This is a genomic window from Actinoalloteichus fjordicus, from assembly GCF_001941625.1.
Classification (GTDB): Bacteria; Actinomycetota; Actinomycetes; order Mycobacteriales; family Pseudonocardiaceae; genus Actinoalloteichus_A; species Actinoalloteichus_A fjordicus.
In genome coordinates this window covers 2,026,647-2,042,171 of record NZ_CP016076.1, presented here as the reverse complement: position 1 = coordinate 2,042,171, position 15,525 = coordinate 2,026,647, and the positions used below count along the sequence as shown (strand labels likewise).

The following is a 15,525-nucleotide window of genomic DNA, read 5'->3' as shown; positions in this document are numbered from 1 at the left end:
TCAGGAACGGCGGCCGCGCCCCTGCGAGGACTTGCGGCCTGCGGCGCGACGGCCGCCGGAGCCTGCGTCCGTCCCGGCATCCGAGCCCTTGGCCTCGCCCGCAGACCTGGTCTTCGCACGGTTCGTGGTGTCGACCTTCGCACTCACCGACTGCGTCGCGGTGCGCTTGGCGCTGACCTTCTGGCCCGCTGCGGGAGTCCTGGACTCCGAGGGCACCGGGTCGACGGCCTCCGCCTGGGCGGGAATCGCCGTCGTGGCCTCGGCACGCGACTGACCGGCGGTCGAGGTCTGCTCGCCGTCCCCCGCCGCCGACTCCGCAGTGTCGGCGGCGGCGGGCAGCGGTTCATCGGACTCGACACCGGCCGAGGAGTCCTCGGCGGCGCGGCGGGTCCGGCCCGAGGCGCCTCGGCCGCCGGCGCGACTCGCACCCCGTGCGGTCTCCTGCCAGTCCCGCACCGCCCACCAGGCCGCCGTGGCCTCGGCGCCGCGCTCCGCCTCCGAGGTCCTGGGCTCGAACGGCACATCGGCACCGGCGGCCGTCGACCCGGCGTCCCCGCCGCGACTCGACTCCCGTGCCTCGCGCCGTGCCGTGGCGGCGCTCCGGTGGGCAGAACCCGTCGTGGCACCGGCGGAACGCCGGTAGGGATGCGCAGACCTGTTCGCCCCTCGGCCGCGCGGCCCGCTCTCGGCCAGCGACTCGCCGATCAGGAAGAGGGTGTTGCTCCAGAGTCGGTGCTGCTTGACGGTCGCCGCCAGCTCGCCGAGTGAGGTGCGCAGGAGCTGCTCGTCCGGCCACGACGGCTTATGTCCGACGATCACCGGCGTGGTCGCGGTGAAACCGCCCGCCACGAGCTGCTCGACGAGTTCCCCGGCCCGCGCGCCCGCCAGGTACATCGCGATCGTCGCACCGCCCGCGACGAACTGCCGCAGGTCCTCGCCCTGCGGCAACGGCGTCTTGCCGCCATCCGCCCTGGCCAGGACCACCGAGTGAGCGCCGTCCGGGGTCAGCTCGCGGCCTGCCGCCGAGGCCGCCGCCGACACAGTGGACACGCCGGGCACGATCTCCACGTCGAGGCCGAAACGCCTGCACACGTCGTGGTGCGCCTGGACGCCGCTCCACAGGGCGGGATCGCCGGGCAACAGGCGGACGACTCGAAGCCGCTCGGCCGCCGCGCGCCGGTAGATCTCCACGACCGCCTCGTCGGAAACCCGCGAGGAGTCGACGAGCTGCGCCTGCTCCCCGGCGTGCTCGCGAACACAGTCCGGCGAGATCGACCCGGATGCCCACACCACGACCTCGGCCTCTGCGATGCGGCGGGCACCACGCACCGTGATGAGATCGGCCGAACCGGGACCTGCACCGATGAACGAGACCCGGCCGCTGGTCATGCTGCTCCCCTCCCCCGCGTCGGCGGGAGCACGAGACTGGTGAACTGGCTGAGGACGTCACGACGTCGTGAGCCGCCGAAGCGCCCGGTATGTCGTCGTCGCCTCGGCGCGCTGGACACGGCACCGTAGGTGACGACCGTACCGTTTCGCGGCAGGCCGTCGATCGCCGCCGTCGCCCCTCTCATCGTGATCGACACATTGGGTCACCTCATCGGCGGCTCCTCCGTCACGAGGACCCGCCGGGGCGCGCGGAAGGACAGCAGTCGGAGCTGCGGCGGATGCTCCTCGACACGGCGCAGCCGGGGCAGGGCGGCCGCGACGGTCTCCAGCACGACGGCGGCCTCGGCGCGCGCCAGTCCCGCACCGAGACAGAAGTGCGGGCCGTGGCCGAAGGCCAGATGTCGCCGAGGATTCGGGCGCCCGGGCCGAAACACGCCGGGATCGGCCGTCTCCTGTTCGGCGCCTGCCCCTAGAGCCGCGTCGGGGCGGGCGGCCTCGGCGCCCTCGGGATCTCCGGCTGGGCGCGGCACCCGGCCCGAGCCGTCGAGATCGGACGAGTCGAGATCCGAGGGGCCGACACCCGAGGGCACGGGACATCCCACGCCGGGCCCCGCCGACACGTCATCCCGGCCCGCCGCGCCGAGCAGCAACAGCAGTCGGGCGCCCGCAGGCACGGTGACCCCGTCGACGACGGTCTCGGCGGCGGTGACCCGGCGCCAGGTCGGGACCGGCGGTGTGAGGCGCAGAAACTCCTCGACACACGATTCGGCCGCGCCGGGGGCGCCTGCCGCGATCTCGCGCCAGCGCTCCGGTTCGCCGAGCACCCGATGCAGCAGGCCTGCGAGGAGTTGCGTCGTGGTCTCCTGCCCCGCGATGAACAGGAAGTAGCAGACGCCTACCGCCTCAGCGGCCGACAGCGGCGCCCCATCGGGCAGCCGATGTCTGCGCAACGCGGCGAACAGGTCCGGACCGTCCGGGTCGGCGGCGGCCAGCCGCGACCGCAGCCAGCGGTAAAAGTCGCCTGCCAGGACGGCGAGATCACGCTGGCGCCGCTCGCCGGGCAGGCCCCAGAACAGCTCCAGGGAGGCGCTGCTCCACTCCTTGAGCACCGGCAGGTCGACCTCGTCGACGCGCAGCAGATGCAGCAGCACCCGGGCGGGCAGATCACGGGCCAGCGGGCTGCCGAGGTCCACGACGGCTCCGCTCTGCAGGGCGGGGGCATAGTCGGCCAGCCAGGACCGCACGAGTCGCCGGATCATCGGGACGGCCGCCGCGACGCGCCGGGGTGTCACGAAGGCCGCGACCACGCCGCGAAGCCCGGCGTGCGTGTCGGTGCCGTTGTTGGCCAGGGTCGGCGGCAGGCTGAAGCCCGCGCGCGCCAGCGTGCGCAGCGCGGGAATCGACAACGGCGTGAAGGCGTCGAGCGCGTTGTCCGGGCGGAAGGTCTCGACGTCGGACAGGATGCGGCGGATGTCGGATGCCCGGCGCACCAGCCAGAGGCCGGTCTCCTGGGAGTACCGGACCGAGGAGGTCGCGGCACCGACGGTCGGGGAGTCCCACAACTCGGTGAAGAGGTCCGCCCCCGCCGCCGGGTCGGGGGGCGGGGCGGCGCCGTCGGCCCCCCAGAGCATCACGTCATCGACCACCAGCCGACGGTACGGCGCAACCCGGGGCTCACCGCATCCCGGAGGCCGGTGCGAGATCGACCGTCACCTGCCGGTGATCTGCTCGGCCGTCTCGGCTCGGCTGCCACCGCACAGCCGCCCGCCCCTCGGCGTACGGCGCCCGCATCGACTCGATCACGCGGTCGACCCGCTCGACATGCGGGCGACACCTCGGTCCGACGAACACGGCCTGGGCCGCCTGACCTCGGTCGGCCTCGGTGCGCCCGAACGCGGGCACCGCCACGACGTCGCGATCCCGGCCGGGCCAGGTCGACCGGGCCCAGAATTCGGGGCCGGGCAGGCAGCCCCGCGCAGGCGGCGCGTCTGCGCGGCAGCGGCTCGCCCGTCGGCGAGGTCGGCGGGACCTCGCCGACCGACCCGGTACGGCGACGCCGATCGCGCAGCAGGCACCGTTGCTCGACGGCGGACCCGACCCCCGGCTCGGCAGGTGACCCCGACTTCTGGGACCGGGCCGCGCGGCGCCCGTGCGACACTGCCGCGCGTGAGCGCTCCGGGTGATCAGGTGTTCGACTGGCTGGACGTCCGGGCCCAGGCCAGGGCGAAGGCCGGGCTCCGCCGCCGACTCGTGCCCAGGTCCGCCGACTCCGACGTGCGCAACCTCGCGGGGAACGACTATCTGGGTCTCGCCAGAGACCCGCGCGTCGTGGCGGCGGCCTCGGCGGCGGCGCGACGCTGGGGCGCCGGGTCGACCGGTTCGCGGCTGGTGACCGGCACTCTCGACGCCCATGCGGAGCTGGAACGAGACCTCGCCGACTTCTGCGGCGTCGAGAGCGCCCTGGTGTTCTCCTCCGGCTACCTGGCCAATCTGGGCGCGCTGAGCGCGCTGGGCGGGCCAGGCACGCTGCTCGTCGCCGACGAGTACGACCACGCCTCGCTGATCGACGGGATGCGGCTGTCCCGTTCGGACCACATGCGGGTTCCGCATCGCGACGTCGCGGCGGTGGCCGCCGCGCTGCGCGACCGGTCGCGGAAACGTGCCCTGGTGGTCACCGACTCGGTGTTCTCGGTGGACGGTGACCTCGCGCCCCTGGCCGCGCTGGCCGCCGTGTGTCGCGAGCACTCGGCGGGCCTGCTGATCGACGACGCGCACGGCCTCGGCGTCCTGGGTCCCGGCGGACGCGGCGCACCTGCGGCGGCGGGGATCGCGGGCGCGCCGGACGTGGTGGTCACCGCGACCCTGTCCAAATCGTTGGGCTCGCAGGGCGGCGTGGTGCTCGGGCCCGCGCGAGTCATCCGCCATCTCGTCGAGACGGCCCGCACGTTCATCTTCGACACCGGGCTGGCGCCTGCGTCGGTGGGTGCCGCCGCCGAGGCCCTCGCCGTGCTGCGGGCCGAGCCGGAACTCGCCGACCGGGTTCGCGCCTCGGCCCGCGCCCTGGCCGAGCGACTGCGGGCGGCGGGCCTGGACGCAGCCGAGCCTGCGGGTGCCGTGGTGTCGGTCCGGGCGCCCTCGGCCCAGCAGGCACTCGACTGGGCGGGCCGCTGCGCAGCGGCAGGCGTGGCCGTCGGGTGCTTCCGACCGCCCTCGGTGCCGGACCACGTCTCCCGGCTCCGGCTGACCGCCCGCAGTGACCTCACCGAGCAGGATCTGGATCACGTGGTGGACGTCCTCGTCGCCACCGCCCCCGCGCGGGCAGACGAGCGGCTGCTCGCGACGTGAGGTCGCCTGTCGACCCGCCTTCGCGGGCGGCGGGTGCTCGGGCACGACGATCGGGCGCGCAGCGGGATCGGCGACGACGGACCGGCCCCCGCACCGGCAGGACGCCCCGATCTCGCGGCCACAGATCGGGCCGGGACGTGCAGGCGCCGCCCGGGCGATTCGGTGCTGTTCGGTCGGTTCCACCAGCCAGCATCGGACCGGGGTGAGCAGCAAGTCCTCCCGGCTGACACCCGACTGCCTGCGCAGCTCGCTTCCCTCCGGATGCGGCGGCCGGTAGGCCGGGCTCAGATTCCGAGCCCGCCCGCCACCGTGAACTCCGCACTGGTGACATCGCCGGTCAGCATGGGTCTCGCCTCGGCGATGGCCGCCCTGACCTCCGGCCGGGACAGCGAGGCCTCGTGATGCTCCCGGCTCTCCCACACCTCGGTCACCCAGATGACGTCGTCATCGGTGGCGGAGGCGCCGACGAGATAGAGCGTGCAGCCCAGCGCACGCAGGCCGTCGACACCGCCCGTCAACAGGGCGATCACCCGGTCCCGGTGTCCGGGGGTCGTCCGCATACTGGCGAGGTAACCGAACATGTCCGCCGCTCCTCCGCGTCGTCGACGCCGCGCGACCGGATCGGCCGCGCAGCCGCCGAGTCAGCATGCCGCGAGGAGCAGCCCGCCCGCTTGCAGGAACGCGACACGCCGCGCGGTCGGAGCGGACCGATCGGGCGCACGGCGATACGGGAGGTCGTCAGCCCGCGTCGACTCCCGGACGGGTCATCGGCTGATGTCGGATGCCGTCCTCGTCGAAGGCCTCCCCCGACTCCTGGTAGCCGAAGGAGCGGTAGAAGTCGACGACCGTGACCTGCGCGGCCAGCACGGACGTCGCCGAGCCGATCTCCGCGAGCGCGGCCGTCATGAGCGTGCGGGCCAGGCCTCGCCCCCGCGCGGCCGAGGCCGTGCATACCCGACCGACGCGGACGACCCCGGCAGGCTCGGCGAGCAGCCGCAGGACGGCCGCCGGCTCGGTGGAGCCCGCGTCGGTCAACCAGAGGTGCCGGGTGTCCGGCGCCAGGTCACGCCCGTCCGGGTCGAGATAGGCGCAGTCCTGCTCGACCACGAACACGGCGGATCGGAGTCGGAGCAGGCCGTAGAGCGTCTGGGCCGTGAGCTCGTCGCCTGCGGCGCGATGCACGACCACGCCGTCGGTCGGTCGACCCTGGTCCTCGATGGAGTAGGCACGCACCTCGTCTGTCTAACAGACCACCCCAGCGCCGCTCAGACCCCGGTCTGCTGCGCGAGCATGGTCCGGTACTCGATGAGCCGGGTGTAGACGCCGGGGCTGTTCTGCCGAGCGCAGCCGTCGCCCCAGGAGACGAGGCCGACCACTCGACCCTCGGCGATCAGCGGACCGCCGGAGTCGCCCGCGCACGCATCCCGGCCGCCGTCCAGATAACCCGCGCAGACCATCGCCGCGGAGTCGTACTCCGGATAGGACCGAGCGCAGTCGGCGTCGGCGATCATCGGCAGGTCGAGCGACCGCAGCGTCGGCGAGGTCGTGCCGTTCTCGCTCGTCCGCCCCCAGCCCAGTGTCGTGGCGGGCGTCCCTGCCGAGTACAGCCGGTCGTCGCCGAGGTCCACCAGCTTCGCGGTCTCGACGTTGATCCTGCGGTCCAGGGTCAGCACGGCCACGTCCTCGCCCTCGACGAACGACGAGTACCGGGGATGCACCCAGATGCTCCGCACCCCCGCCTGGACGCCGTCGGTCGTGCGAAGGTCGGTGCGCCCGACCACGACGCGGACGTCCGACCTCGGCTTCACACGCACGCCCTGCTCCGAGGGCAGCACCAGGCAGTGGGCCGCGGTGACGACCTTGTCGGGCGCCACCAGTGCGCCACCGCAGTACAGATCACCGCTCGGCGTGGTGAGGGCCGCCATCCACGGATGATCGGCCGTGTCGGCGGGGACTCCGCCGACGATGCGACTCTCGGCCACCGACCCGCCCTCGGGCGCGTCCGCCGCCGAGGCGACCGAACCGACCGCCAGCAGCAGCACGGCCGCCAGGGCGGCTCCGATCCGGCGGCCGACTCGATGCGACTGATCCACTCGACGCAGCACGGCTGCTCCCTTCGGCGTAATCGACATGAGTACTCACCGTATCCGATCAGTTGCGGTACGGGATCATTCAGTCGGGCGAACATCGGCGTGGCACGGCCACGACGCGGATCACCCGGTACGCGTCAGGGCGCCGACTCGGCCTGCGCCGGGGACTCCGTCGGCGCGGCGGGCGGCCCCGGCGGTGCGGGTGCGGCGGCCGGGCTCGCCTCGGCGTCGTCGGCGGCATCGGATTCAGCCGCGTCGGGTGCGGCCACGTCGGGCGCGGCCACGTCGGGCGCGGCGACGTCCTGGGGAGGCTCCACCACCTCGGGCGCAGGGAGCTGCTCGGCGAGCAGGTCGGCATAGGCGGCGACGTTCGGGAAGGCACCGGGTCGGCCCGCCGCGCCGCAGCCTCGACCCGAGGGGAGAAGGCCGATCACCGCCTCGGAGTCGCCGTCCAAGACGAAGATCGGGCCGCCGACCTCGCTCTGGCAGGGATCGACGCCACCGGGATCGGATGCGGCGCAGAGCATCCACGTCGGGTCATAGAAGTCGTAGGCCGAGGAGCACGCGTCGGCGGACTGGATGCTCAGCACGCCGCGCCGTGACTCGTCCTGCTCGGCCCCGTCACCGCGCAGCAGGAAGGCCGCGCCGCCGAGCTCGTACAGCGCGGCGTCGTCGGTCCCCGCCAACCGGAGCACGGGCCGGTCGAGCGGCTCCGCGAGAGTGATCAGGGCGATGTCGTGGTCTGCGGTCGCCGGGACGTGCTCGGGATGCGTCCACAGTTCGGCGACTCGTAGACCCGGCTCGGTGTCGTCGCCGGAGGCTGCGTCGGCGGGCGCGACGACGCGCAGCCGGGCGGGGTCCGCGCCCCAGACGCAGGTGGCGGCGGTGAGCACGCTGGTCGGGGCCACCAGGGCACCCGCGCAGAAGGGCACTCCGTTGGCCGTGGTCAGCCGGAGCGCCCACGGATACTCGACATCCTCGGGCAGGACCTCGGGCGGTTCGGCGGCGGCATCGTCCGGGGGTGCGCTCTCGCCCTCGACGCCGACGACCGCCCCGCCCGCGCCACCCAGATCCGCGCCTGCCGTGGGATTCGCCGCCTCGGTCTCGCCTGCGGCGGGCCGATCAGCACTCGCAGCGAACAGCTCGACGCCGAGTCCCGGCACCACCGGCACGGCCGGCCCCGCGAGGAGGACCGCGACCACGAGCGCCAGTGGCCGTCGACGGATCTCGCTGAGCACTGTGGACATCGCTCCCCCGCTCTGATCGGCGTCCATGCAGCGCAACACGGAACCCCGTCAGCAACAACTCGGGCGCCCCGGCGTCCCGCTCGTCACTCGTGCCACGCTGGTGGGATGGCCATGGAAAAGACACTCCACCGGGTGACGGCCGGGTTAGCAGCGGCGGTGGCGATGTCGGCTGCCTGTTCGCTCGGCCCGCCGCCGAGTTCCGACGCGGTCGCGCCGCTGGACCCCGGCACGGTCGGCGTCACCACGGCACCGGAGTCAAGCGACCCGGCCGACGAGTCGTCCCGATCCCCCACGGCCACGCCGGAACCGGACGACGAACCTGCCGAGCCCGCGGAACCCGCCGCGCCGACGCACTGGCAGGTCGGGGCGTCGCCACTGCCGGAACGACCGGACGGCCTCGGCGAGATCCTGCCCACGCCCCCGGAGCTGGTCGATCGCAGGCTGCCGACCCCCGACCTGCTGCCCGCCCCGCCGGACGAGCGCTACGCGGCCGCCGTCGAGACGGTGCCCGAGGAGCTCCTCGCCCGCAGCACCTGGCATGCGGGCTGCCCGGTCGCCGCGACGGACCTGCGATACCTGACGATGTCGTTCTGGGGCTTCGACGGCGGGCATCACACCGGGGAGATGCTCGTCCACGCCGACGTCGCCGACGCAATCGTCACGGCCTTCGGCAGGCTGCACGCCGACCGCTTCCCGATCGAGGAGATGCGGGTGACCGCCGCCTGGGAACTGGACACGGCGCCGACCGGGGACGGCAACAACACCTCCGCCTTCGTGTGCCGCGCCGCCGTCGGCTCCGGCGCCTGGTCGGCACACGCCTCCGGGCTCGCGGTGGACGTCAACCCGTTCGTCAACCCGTATGTGCGCTCCGACGGGGTCGTGCTGCCCGAGCTGGCCTCGGCCTATGTCGACCGAGGCCGGGTGCGGGACGGGATGATCCTGGAGGGCGATGTCGTGACGGCGGCCTTCGACGAGATCGGCTGGACGTGGGGCGGGCGGTGGAGTTCCCCGTCCGACCTGATGCACTTCTCGGCGACCGGCGGCTGAGCCGCCCTCGGCGCTGCACCGGAGGCCCGTGATCCCGCTCACGACCTCGGCCGTCACCGGCGCCTCGGCTTGACCTTGTCACTGACGTCAACGTTCTACCGTCCCCGACATGACAGAGCACGAGATCGATTTCGCAGGTCAGAGCGTCATCGTCACCGGTGGCGGGTCCGGGATCGGCCGGGCGGCCGCCCGCGCCTTCGCCGAGCGCGGTGCGAGGGTGCTCGCCGTCGGGCGCAGGCCGGAACCGCTGACCGAGACCGCGGACGGACACCCGACGATCCACCCGCTCGCCGTCGACGTCACCTCGGCGGACGGGCCTGCGCGCATCGTCGAGGCGGCGCTGACGCTGTCCGGACGCCTCGACGTGCTGGTGAACAACGCGGGCGTCGTCGGCCGGACGCCGTTGGGCTCGATCACCAGGGAAGAGGTGAATCGCCAGCTTGAGACCAACCTGGTGGCGCCGATGTTCCTGACGCAGGAGGCGCTGCCGAGCCTGGAGGCCGTCGGGGGCGCGGTGATCAACGTCAGCACGGCGGTCGGGCAGCGCGGCTGGCCGGACATGTCGGTCTACGGTGCGAGCAAGGCCGGGCTGGACTTCCTCAGCCGGGCGTGGGCGGCCGAACTCGGCTCGCGGGGCGTCCGCGCGGTGACCGTGGCGCCCGGCCCCACCGACACTCCGGTGCTGACGAACAACGGATACTCGGAGGCCGACCTCGCGCGGGTGGAGTCCGAGAACACCGCTCGGTTCCCGCAGGGGCGGGTCAACACCGCCGACGAGGTGGCCTGGTGGATCGTCGCCATCGCCCACCGACGGCACGGGGCACAGGTGAACGGCGCCTGGTTCCCGGTGGACGGCGGTGGCAGCGTCACCTGACCACGAAGGAGGACCGGGCGAGATGCGGATCGGGGAGCTGGCCGCACGATCGGATTGCAGCACGCGGTCGATCAGGTACTACGAACAACAGGGCCTGCTGGACTCGGAACGCCTGCCCAACGGGTACCGCGTCTACGAGGACTCTGCCGTGGCCCGTGTGGTCAACATCCGCCGACTGCTCTCGCTCGGTCTCGTGCTGGAGGACGTCCGCTTCTTCCTGCCGTGCCTGGACGGCGACGTGTTCGCCGCGCGCCCCGGCCTGCCCGGTCTCGACGTCGCACGGCGACGACTGGCCGACCTGACCGAACGGATCGAGGCTCTCACCGAGGTGCGGGACGGCCTCGCCCGCCAACTCGACATCACGGCGGCGCGGGTCGCCGAACCGGCAGGCGGGAGTGGCGGCGTCCGCTAGCCGATCACGTCGCCAAGGTCGCTAGCCGGACGCGGAGACGAACCCGTCCCGAGATCCGCGCATCCTCGGAGGGATCACCCACGGCCGCCGACGCATCGCCGACTCGGCGAGCCGGCCGCCGGACCGCGGTTCGCATCGCCGGACCGGTCCGGAGCACGCACGTCGCAGCGCCGCCCCGTGGCGTCGGACGACGAGTCGCGGGCGGCACGGCCAGTCCGCAGGAGCAGCCCGGCCGGACCTGCGGCGCACCACCGGACCGTCGGCATGATCCGCGAACGGCTACGCCGAACCGGCCGCTGCTCGCTGCGGGCGCGGCGTCGGCGCCCTCGCCGTCACCCGCCACCGCCGCGTCGCGAACGAGTGGGGAACCTCAGTTGGCTCGACGGGCGAGGTTGTCCAGCAGTTCGCCGTAGATCCGGCGCAGCCCCATCGGAGCGAAGGTCCGTTCGAAGAAGCCGCCGACGCCGGCGGCGCCCTGCCAGGTGTTGGTCACCGCGACTCTGGACCGGCCCGCGACACCGGGTCGCACCGTCCATGTGGTGACCATGCTGGAGTTGGCGTCCCGCTCGATCAGGTCACCCTCGGCGGACTGGTCCACGTCGAGCACACAGTCACGAATCCGGCTCTTGGTGGCCTGGAGCTTCCAGCGCACCCGCGTCCCGGCGCCGGTGCCGCCCGCGAGCACCTCGTACTCACTGAACGGCGGGGGAAGCACGGCAGGCCGCGTCTCCTGATAGTCGGCGATCAATTCGCGAATCCGACTCACCTCGTCGTCGAACTCCCGCTCGACCGTGACCTTGACCTCAGCCATGACACTCCACTTCGTCTCGCCCCCGAAACGCCTGCATGATCACGGTATCGGTCCTGCGTCGACGGTCGGCAGCCGACCTGGGCGAGGCCCTCGGTTCGCCCGGCTCGCCGGCCGGAGACGGCGCCGCCGGGGTCGCATCGGACTGCGGCGCTGGACCCGTCGCGACCCGCCCTCGCCGCGGGCTCGCCCGCCGCACGGCCCGGACCGCCGCCGGACGGCGTGCGAGCCCCGCTCGCAGCGATATCGCCACCCCTTCGCCTGCAGCCGATCCCCGCCGTGGGGCGGACATCGATCGCAGGCCGCTACGGGCTGTGCGGCCTGCGAGGCTCAGTCGGGCCGGACCAGTCCGGTCTCATAAGCGGCGATGACGGCCTGTGTCCGGTCTCGGGCGCCGAGCTTGGCGAGCACCGCGCGGACGTGCGTCTTGACGGTCTCCACACCGAGGAACAGCCGGCCGGCGATCTCGGCATTGGTCAGTCCCGTGGCGAGGAGACGCAGGACCTCGGCCTCTCGTTCGGTGAGACGCGGCCCGGCGCGCGTGGGACCGGGGCGGCGCGCGAGAAGGGACCGAACCGCAGCAGGGAACAGCAGCGAGTCGCCTGTCGCGATGGTCCGGACGGCCCGCAGGATCTCCTCCGGGGCGGCGCGCTTGAGCAGGAAGCCCTGCGCGCCGACGCGCAGTGCGTCGTAGACGTGATCGTCGTTCTCGAAGGTCGTCAGCACGAGGACCTTCGGCGGCATGGCGTTGCCTGCCAACAGCCGCCGAGTGGCCTCGATGCCGTCGATACCCGGCATGCGCACGTCCATCAGCACCACGTCCGGCCGCAGGGCCCGAACCAGCGGGATGACGTCCACGCCGTCGGCGGCCTCACCGACCACCCGCAGATCCGGCTGGGCGTCGATGATCGCGCGCAGCCCGCCCCGCACGAGCGCCTCGTCATCGACCAGCAGCACGCCGATCACCTCGAACGACTCGGCTGCGGCCGAGACCCGGTCTGCCATCGCGTCTGTCATCGTCCTCCCGTCCGAGCCGACGGCAGTCGTGCCGTCACCGCCCACCGGCCGTCCACCGCACCCGTCTCCACCCGGCCGCCCAGGCTCGCGACCCGCTCCCGCACGCCCCGCAGGCCGCGCCCGCCGCTCGGTCCCGGCCGGGATCGGGTGTCCGCCGCCGGCAGCGGATTGCCGACGGAGATCAGCAGTTCCCCTGCCCTCATGTCCAGGGACAGGCGCACCGGGCAGCCCGGCGCATGCCGCAGGCAGTTCGTGAGGCACTCCTGCACGATCCGGTAGGCCTCCCGCGACATCTCGGCGTCGGGCTCGTCGAGGGAACCGGACACCACCAGCTCGACCTCGGTCCCCGCTGCGCGGGCGGCGTCCACGACGGCGTGTACCTCGGACAGCAGCGGCGTCGCGAGACGAGCGGCCGTGTCGTCGTCGCGCAGCAGACCAAGGACGTGATCCAGATCGGTCTGAGCCTCCCGCGCCGCCGTCTCGACGGCCCGCATCGCGGTCACGGCGAACGCGACGTCGGTGGCCGCAGTGTGTCGGGCCGCCCCCGCCTGGATGCTGACCACGCTCAGCGCATGGCCGACCGAGTCGTGCAGCTCCCTCGCCAGCCGGTGCCGTTCCGCGCGACGCACGAGCTGCCGATGCGCGGCTGCACGACGCTCGTCCGGCGTCGGACCGAGCAGCACGCCTGCCGCCCGACTCAGCAGGGCGCCTGCCGAGGCCACCGCCGCGAACAGACCGAGCAGCAGCAGGACCGCGCCGAGAACCAGCCACCAGCGTCGGACGTCCTCGGCACCGACACCCCAGCCTGCGGGCAGTTGGAGATCCGGCAGCCATGGCGCGGCCAGCCCGAGGGCTGTCGCAGGCGGCAGCGCCAGGGTGAGCGCGCTGATCACCCCGCCGATCAACAGGTGCAGCACGAACCATAGGCTCGTGCGACGCCGCGCCTGCCTGCCGCCGGTCCGTGCGAACTCCTGCTCGATGAGCGGGCCGCCCAGCAACGCCCTGGCCGCGCTCGCCGACAACTCCCGCACGGGCGACAGCAGCCCGACGAGCGCCACCAGCGGCAGGGCCGCCAGGGTGGCCGTGAGCAGGACGGGCAGTTCCTCGGTCGTCCGTCGCGCGAGCAACTCCACGGCGACGCCCGTCAACGCCACGAACGGCATCAGCAGGGCACCGCCGAGGACAAGGTGTGCCCAGCGGCGATAGAAGGCCGCGTCGAACGCCCGGCGGAGGACGGGCACGCGGCGCATCGAGCGCAGGAAGCGCGGCAGAACGGTCATGGCAGGCTCACGGTAGCGACGGCGGAGCGGGCTCGGCGACGTGGACGGGGCCTGCGGTCCGGCGGCTGCGGAGCTGATAGACCCAGGTGGTGGCGCCCAGCGTCGGGCCGAGCAGTGCCCAGCTGCCGTAGAAGAGGGTGAAGACCCACGGCGCCAGATCACCGGAGTCCGCCGACTGGGCGGGTGCCAGGACCACCGGGATGACGGTGATCAGGGCGCCGGATCCGAACCAGCCTGCGGCCAGCAGCATCCAGCGGGGCAGGAACCGAGCCCGATCGAAGGTCAATGCGAGGACGAGCACCGCGCCGAACAGGGCGAAGATCGCCGGAATCCATCCCGCGTCGAAGCCGTGCGCGACCGGCTCACCGGTGACGCCGAACTCGCTGCCGAGTGCCCATGCCGTCTTGATCGCCGGGTAGACCAGCACCAGGACCAGTGAGACCACGCCGAACCACGAGCCGTGCGGTCCTGGGACGGTGAAGACCCGACCGCTCAGGATGCTCGCGGCGAGAAGTGCGACGGCGGTGGCGGCCAGCACGCGCACGGCCATCGGGAGCAGTTCGTATGGCAGTTCACCGCCGAACAACACCAGGACCGGGATGCCGAAGACCTGGATGAGCAGCCCGGTCGAGACCCAGATCAGGGCCGCCCCGGCCAGTACGCCCAGCACGATCGACGCGGGATGTCGGCACGTCCTCGACCCGCCGAGCAGCGCGGCGGCGATCATCCCGAGTCCCGCGCCGATCGGGGCGAACCAGGCAGGCACGCCGGTGGCAGCGGTGAGCACGTCGCCGGGCGCGGGCAGCAGACCAAGAACGAGCAGCGCCAGGCAGACGACGAGCGCCGCCCTGGCCAGCTGCAGCGGGCGGGCGGACGGCGGTCTTGCATCGATCGGCTTCGGCGCAGGCGCCGCGCTCGGCGGGGCGGGTGCGGCCTGCGGAGTCGAACGGGGCATCGGAACTCCCTTGGATCGGCGCCGACGAGGTCGGCGTGGTACTCGACGTCGAGGTCAGGCTCCCGCGCCCGAGCACCCGCCTGCCTCCCTCGGCAGAGGGAGTCGCCTCCCTCGGCAGGGTCTCCACTGCGGGGTCGACGCGCCGACACCCCCCGGCACGGCGAGAGCACCTTCGGTCGGCAGAACCGCTGGACAGACGACGTCCGACGCCGTCGGCCGAGCCGGAACACGGCGAGGGTCCCGCTCGGCGGACCTGACCCGCCCGTCGGGTCGGCCGGGCCACGTCGACAAGCGACGTCGCGGCGAGCGGCCGCCTGCCTCGGCACGCACCGACCGAACGGGCGGCGGCGGCAGGCGCAGGCGCCGCTAGGGTCGTCGGCGAAGACCGACGATCTCGACGACGCTTGAGGAGTCCGATGAGCCTGGACCGGCCGATCGCGCCCGACCCCTACACCCTGCTTCCCTCGGTGGCGTCCTTCACCGTGACCAGTGACGACGTCGTCCACGGGGAGCAGCTGCCCGCCCGGCACATCTCTGCGGGAGCGGGCGGCGAGGACGTCTCGCCCGCGCTGAGCTGGTCGGGGTTCCCCGCCGAGACCCAGGGCTTCACCGTCACCTGCTTCGATCCGGACGCGCCGACTCCTGCCGGCTTCTGGCACTGGGGGGTCGTGAACCTCCCGGCCACGACGACGACGCTGGCGGCCGGTGCGGGCGCGGCAGGGGCAGCACTGCCCGGCGCGGCGTTCGCCGTGCGCAACGACCTCGGTACCAGGGACTACGCAGGCGCCGCTCCCCCGCAGGGCGACCACCCGCACCGGTATTACTTCGTCGTGCACGCGATGGACGTGCCCGCCATCGACGTCGACGCGGACACCAGCCTGACGGTGGTCAGCTTCAACCTCGTCTTCCACACCCTCGCCAGGGCGATCATCGCTCCGGTCTTCTCCCACTGAGGTGTCCGCACCGAGCCTGCCGCAGTCTCCGGGGCAGGCAGGCTCGTCTGGTTCCCCGCTCCCGCCTCGGGTCGGGACCCGACCCCCGCCGGGTCTGATCTCGACTGC

15 protein-coding genes are annotated in these 15,525 nt (G+C 73.3%); 5 read left to right on the top strand and 10 right to left on the bottom strand.

Annotated features, from left to right (window positions below):
- Positions 1–1,389, bottom strand: a complete 1,389-nt coding sequence (locus UA74_RS09250; protein ID WP_075739888.1) for a cobalt-precorrin-4/precorrin-4 C(11)-methyltransferase — start codon at positions 1,387–1,389, stop codon at positions 1–3.
- A gap of 203 nt (positions 1,390–1,592) precedes the next feature.
- On the bottom strand, positions 1,593–3,035 hold the full coding sequence (locus tag UA74_RS33980) for a cytochrome P450 (RefSeq protein ID WP_157442197.1): 1,443 nt from the start codon (positions 3,033–3,035) through the stop codon (positions 1,593–1,595).
- A 520-nt stretch (positions 3,036–3,555) separates the two neighbouring features.
- On the opposite strand from UA74_RS33980, the gene UA74_RS09235 reads away from it, so the two are divergent.
- Positions 3,556–4,734 carry an 8-amino-7-oxononanoate synthase gene (locus UA74_RS09235; RefSeq protein ID WP_232237694.1) on the top strand — a complete coding sequence of 393 codons (1,179 nt, stop codon included), beginning with the start codon at positions 3,556–3,558 and terminating at the stop codon, positions 4,732–4,734.
- A 284-nt stretch (positions 4,735–5,018) separates the two neighbouring features.
- On the opposite strand, the gene UA74_RS09230 is transcribed toward UA74_RS09235, so the two are convergent.
- From UA74_RS09230 to UA74_RS09215, 4 genes are all read right to left on the bottom strand, one after another.
- Entirely contained in the window at positions 5,019–5,315 is a 297-nt protein-coding gene (locus tag UA74_RS09230) for a putative quinol monooxygenase (RefSeq protein WP_075739885.1), read from the bottom strand.
- Between the two features lie 157 nt (positions 5,316–5,472).
- Positions 5,473–5,967: a GNAT family N-acetyltransferase gene (locus UA74_RS09225; protein ID WP_232237693.1), complete on the bottom strand. Its 495-nt coding sequence runs from the start codon at positions 5,965–5,967 to the stop codon at positions 5,473–5,475.
- A gap of 32 nt (positions 5,968–5,999) precedes the next feature.
- Entirely contained in the window at positions 6,000–6,866 is an 867-nt protein-coding gene (locus UA74_RS09220; protein ID WP_075739884.1) for a S1 family peptidase, read from the bottom strand.
- A 95-nt stretch (positions 6,867–6,961) separates the two neighbouring features.
- Positions 6,962–8,071 (bottom strand): S1 family peptidase, encoded by a 1,110-nt coding sequence (locus tag UA74_RS09215; protein WP_075764230.1) that lies wholly within the window; start codon positions 8,069–8,071, stop codon positions 6,962–6,964.
- A 132-nt stretch (positions 8,072–8,203) separates the two neighbouring features.
- On the opposite strand from UA74_RS09215, the gene UA74_RS09210 reads away from it, so the two are divergent.
- The 3 genes from UA74_RS09210 to UA74_RS09200 all read left to right on the top strand — a co-directional run bounded on the left by UA74_RS09210 (position 8,204) and on the right by UA74_RS09200 (position 10,404).
- Positions 8,204–9,118 (top strand): M15 family metallopeptidase, encoded by a 915-nt coding sequence (locus tag UA74_RS09210; RefSeq protein ID WP_232237692.1) that lies wholly within the window; start codon positions 8,204–8,206, stop codon positions 9,116–9,118.
- Positions 9,119–9,227: 109 nt separating this feature from the next.
- Positions 9,228–9,992, top strand: a complete 765-nt coding sequence (locus tag UA74_RS09205; protein ID WP_075764228.1) for an SDR family NAD(P)-dependent oxidoreductase — start codon at positions 9,228–9,230, stop codon at positions 9,990–9,992.
- 22 nt (positions 9,993–10,014) lie between these two features.
- Entirely contained in the window at positions 10,015–10,404 is a 390-nt protein-coding gene (locus UA74_RS09200; protein ID WP_075764226.1) for a MerR family transcriptional regulator, read from the top strand.
- A 370-nt stretch (positions 10,405–10,774) separates the two neighbouring features.
- On the opposite strand, the gene UA74_RS09195 is transcribed toward UA74_RS09200, so the two are convergent.
- The 4 genes from UA74_RS09195 to UA74_RS09180 all read right to left on the bottom strand — a co-directional run bounded on the left by UA74_RS09195 (position 10,775) and on the right by UA74_RS09180 (position 14,464).
- Positions 10,775–11,215 (bottom strand): SRPBCC family protein, encoded by a 441-nt coding sequence (locus UA74_RS09195; protein ID WP_075739880.1) that lies wholly within the window; start codon positions 11,213–11,215, stop codon positions 10,775–10,777.
- Between the two features lie 327 nt (positions 11,216–11,542).
- A complete protein-coding gene (locus UA74_RS09190; RefSeq protein WP_232237691.1) occupies positions 11,543–12,229 on the bottom strand; it encodes a response regulator in 687 nt (228 codons plus the stop codon).
- Positions 12,226–13,509, bottom strand: coding sequence for a sensor histidine kinase (locus UA74_RS09185; RefSeq protein WP_083683050.1), 1,284 nt, complete (start codon positions 13,507–13,509; stop codon positions 12,226–12,228). Before UA74_RS09185 ends, UA74_RS09190 begins: the two co-directional genes overlap by 4 nt.
- 7 nt (positions 13,510–13,516) lie before the next feature.
- On the bottom strand, positions 13,517–14,464 hold the full coding sequence (locus UA74_RS09180) for a hypothetical protein (protein ID WP_075764224.1): 948 nt from the start codon (positions 14,462–14,464) through the stop codon (positions 13,517–13,519).
- A 416-nt stretch (positions 14,465–14,880) separates the two neighbouring features.
- Here UA74_RS09180 and UA74_RS09170 point away from each other — a divergent pair, with 416 nt between their 5' ends.
- Positions 14,881–15,417: a YbhB/YbcL family Raf kinase inhibitor-like protein gene (locus UA74_RS09170; RefSeq protein ID WP_075739878.1), complete on the top strand. Its 537-nt coding sequence runs from the start codon at positions 14,881–14,883 to the stop codon at positions 15,415–15,417.
- Positions 15,418–15,525 lie beyond the last annotated feature (108 nt).

Bases quoted from the DNA above. Each gene is read 5' to 3' on its own strand.
- UA74_RS09250 (WP_075739888.1), bottom strand. From the start codon at position 1,389: ATGACCAGCGGCCGGGTCTCGTTCATCGGTGCAGGTCCCGGTTCGGCC.
- UA74_RS09230 (WP_075739885.1), bottom strand. From the start codon at position 5,315: ATGTTCGGTTACCTCGCCAGTATGCGGACGACCCCCGGACACCGGGAC.
- UA74_RS09220 (WP_075739884.1), bottom strand. From the start codon at position 6,866: ATGTCGATTACGCCGAAGGGAGCAGCCGTGCTGCGTCGAGTGGATCAG.
- UA74_RS09215 (WP_075764230.1), bottom strand. From the start codon at position 8,071: ATGTCCACAGTGCTCAGCGAGATCCGTCGACGGCCACTGGCGCTCGTG.
- UA74_RS09205 (WP_075764228.1), top strand. From the start codon at position 9,228: ATGACAGAGCACGAGATCGATTTCGCAGGTCAGAGCGTCATCGTCACC.
- UA74_RS09200 (WP_075764226.1), top strand. From the start codon at position 10,015: ATGCGGATCGGGGAGCTGGCCGCACGATCGGATTGCAGCACGCGGTCG.
- UA74_RS09195 (WP_075739880.1), bottom strand. From the start codon at position 11,215: ATGGCTGAGGTCAAGGTCACGGTCGAGCGGGAGTTCGACGACGAGGTG.
- UA74_RS09190 (WP_232237691.1), bottom strand. From the start codon at position 12,229: ATGACAGACGCGATGGCAGACCGGGTCTCGGCCGCAGCCGAGTCGTTC.
- UA74_RS09185 (WP_083683050.1), bottom strand. From the start codon at position 13,509: ATGACCGTTCTGCCGCGCTTCCTGCGCTCGATGCGCCGCGTGCCCGTC.
- UA74_RS09180 (WP_075764224.1), bottom strand. From the start codon at position 14,464: ATGCCCCGTTCGACTCCGCAGGCCGCACCCGCCCCGCCGAGCGCGGCG.
- UA74_RS09170 (WP_075739878.1), top strand. From the start codon at position 14,881: ATGAGCCTGGACCGGCCGATCGCGCCCGACCCCTACACCCTGCTTCCC.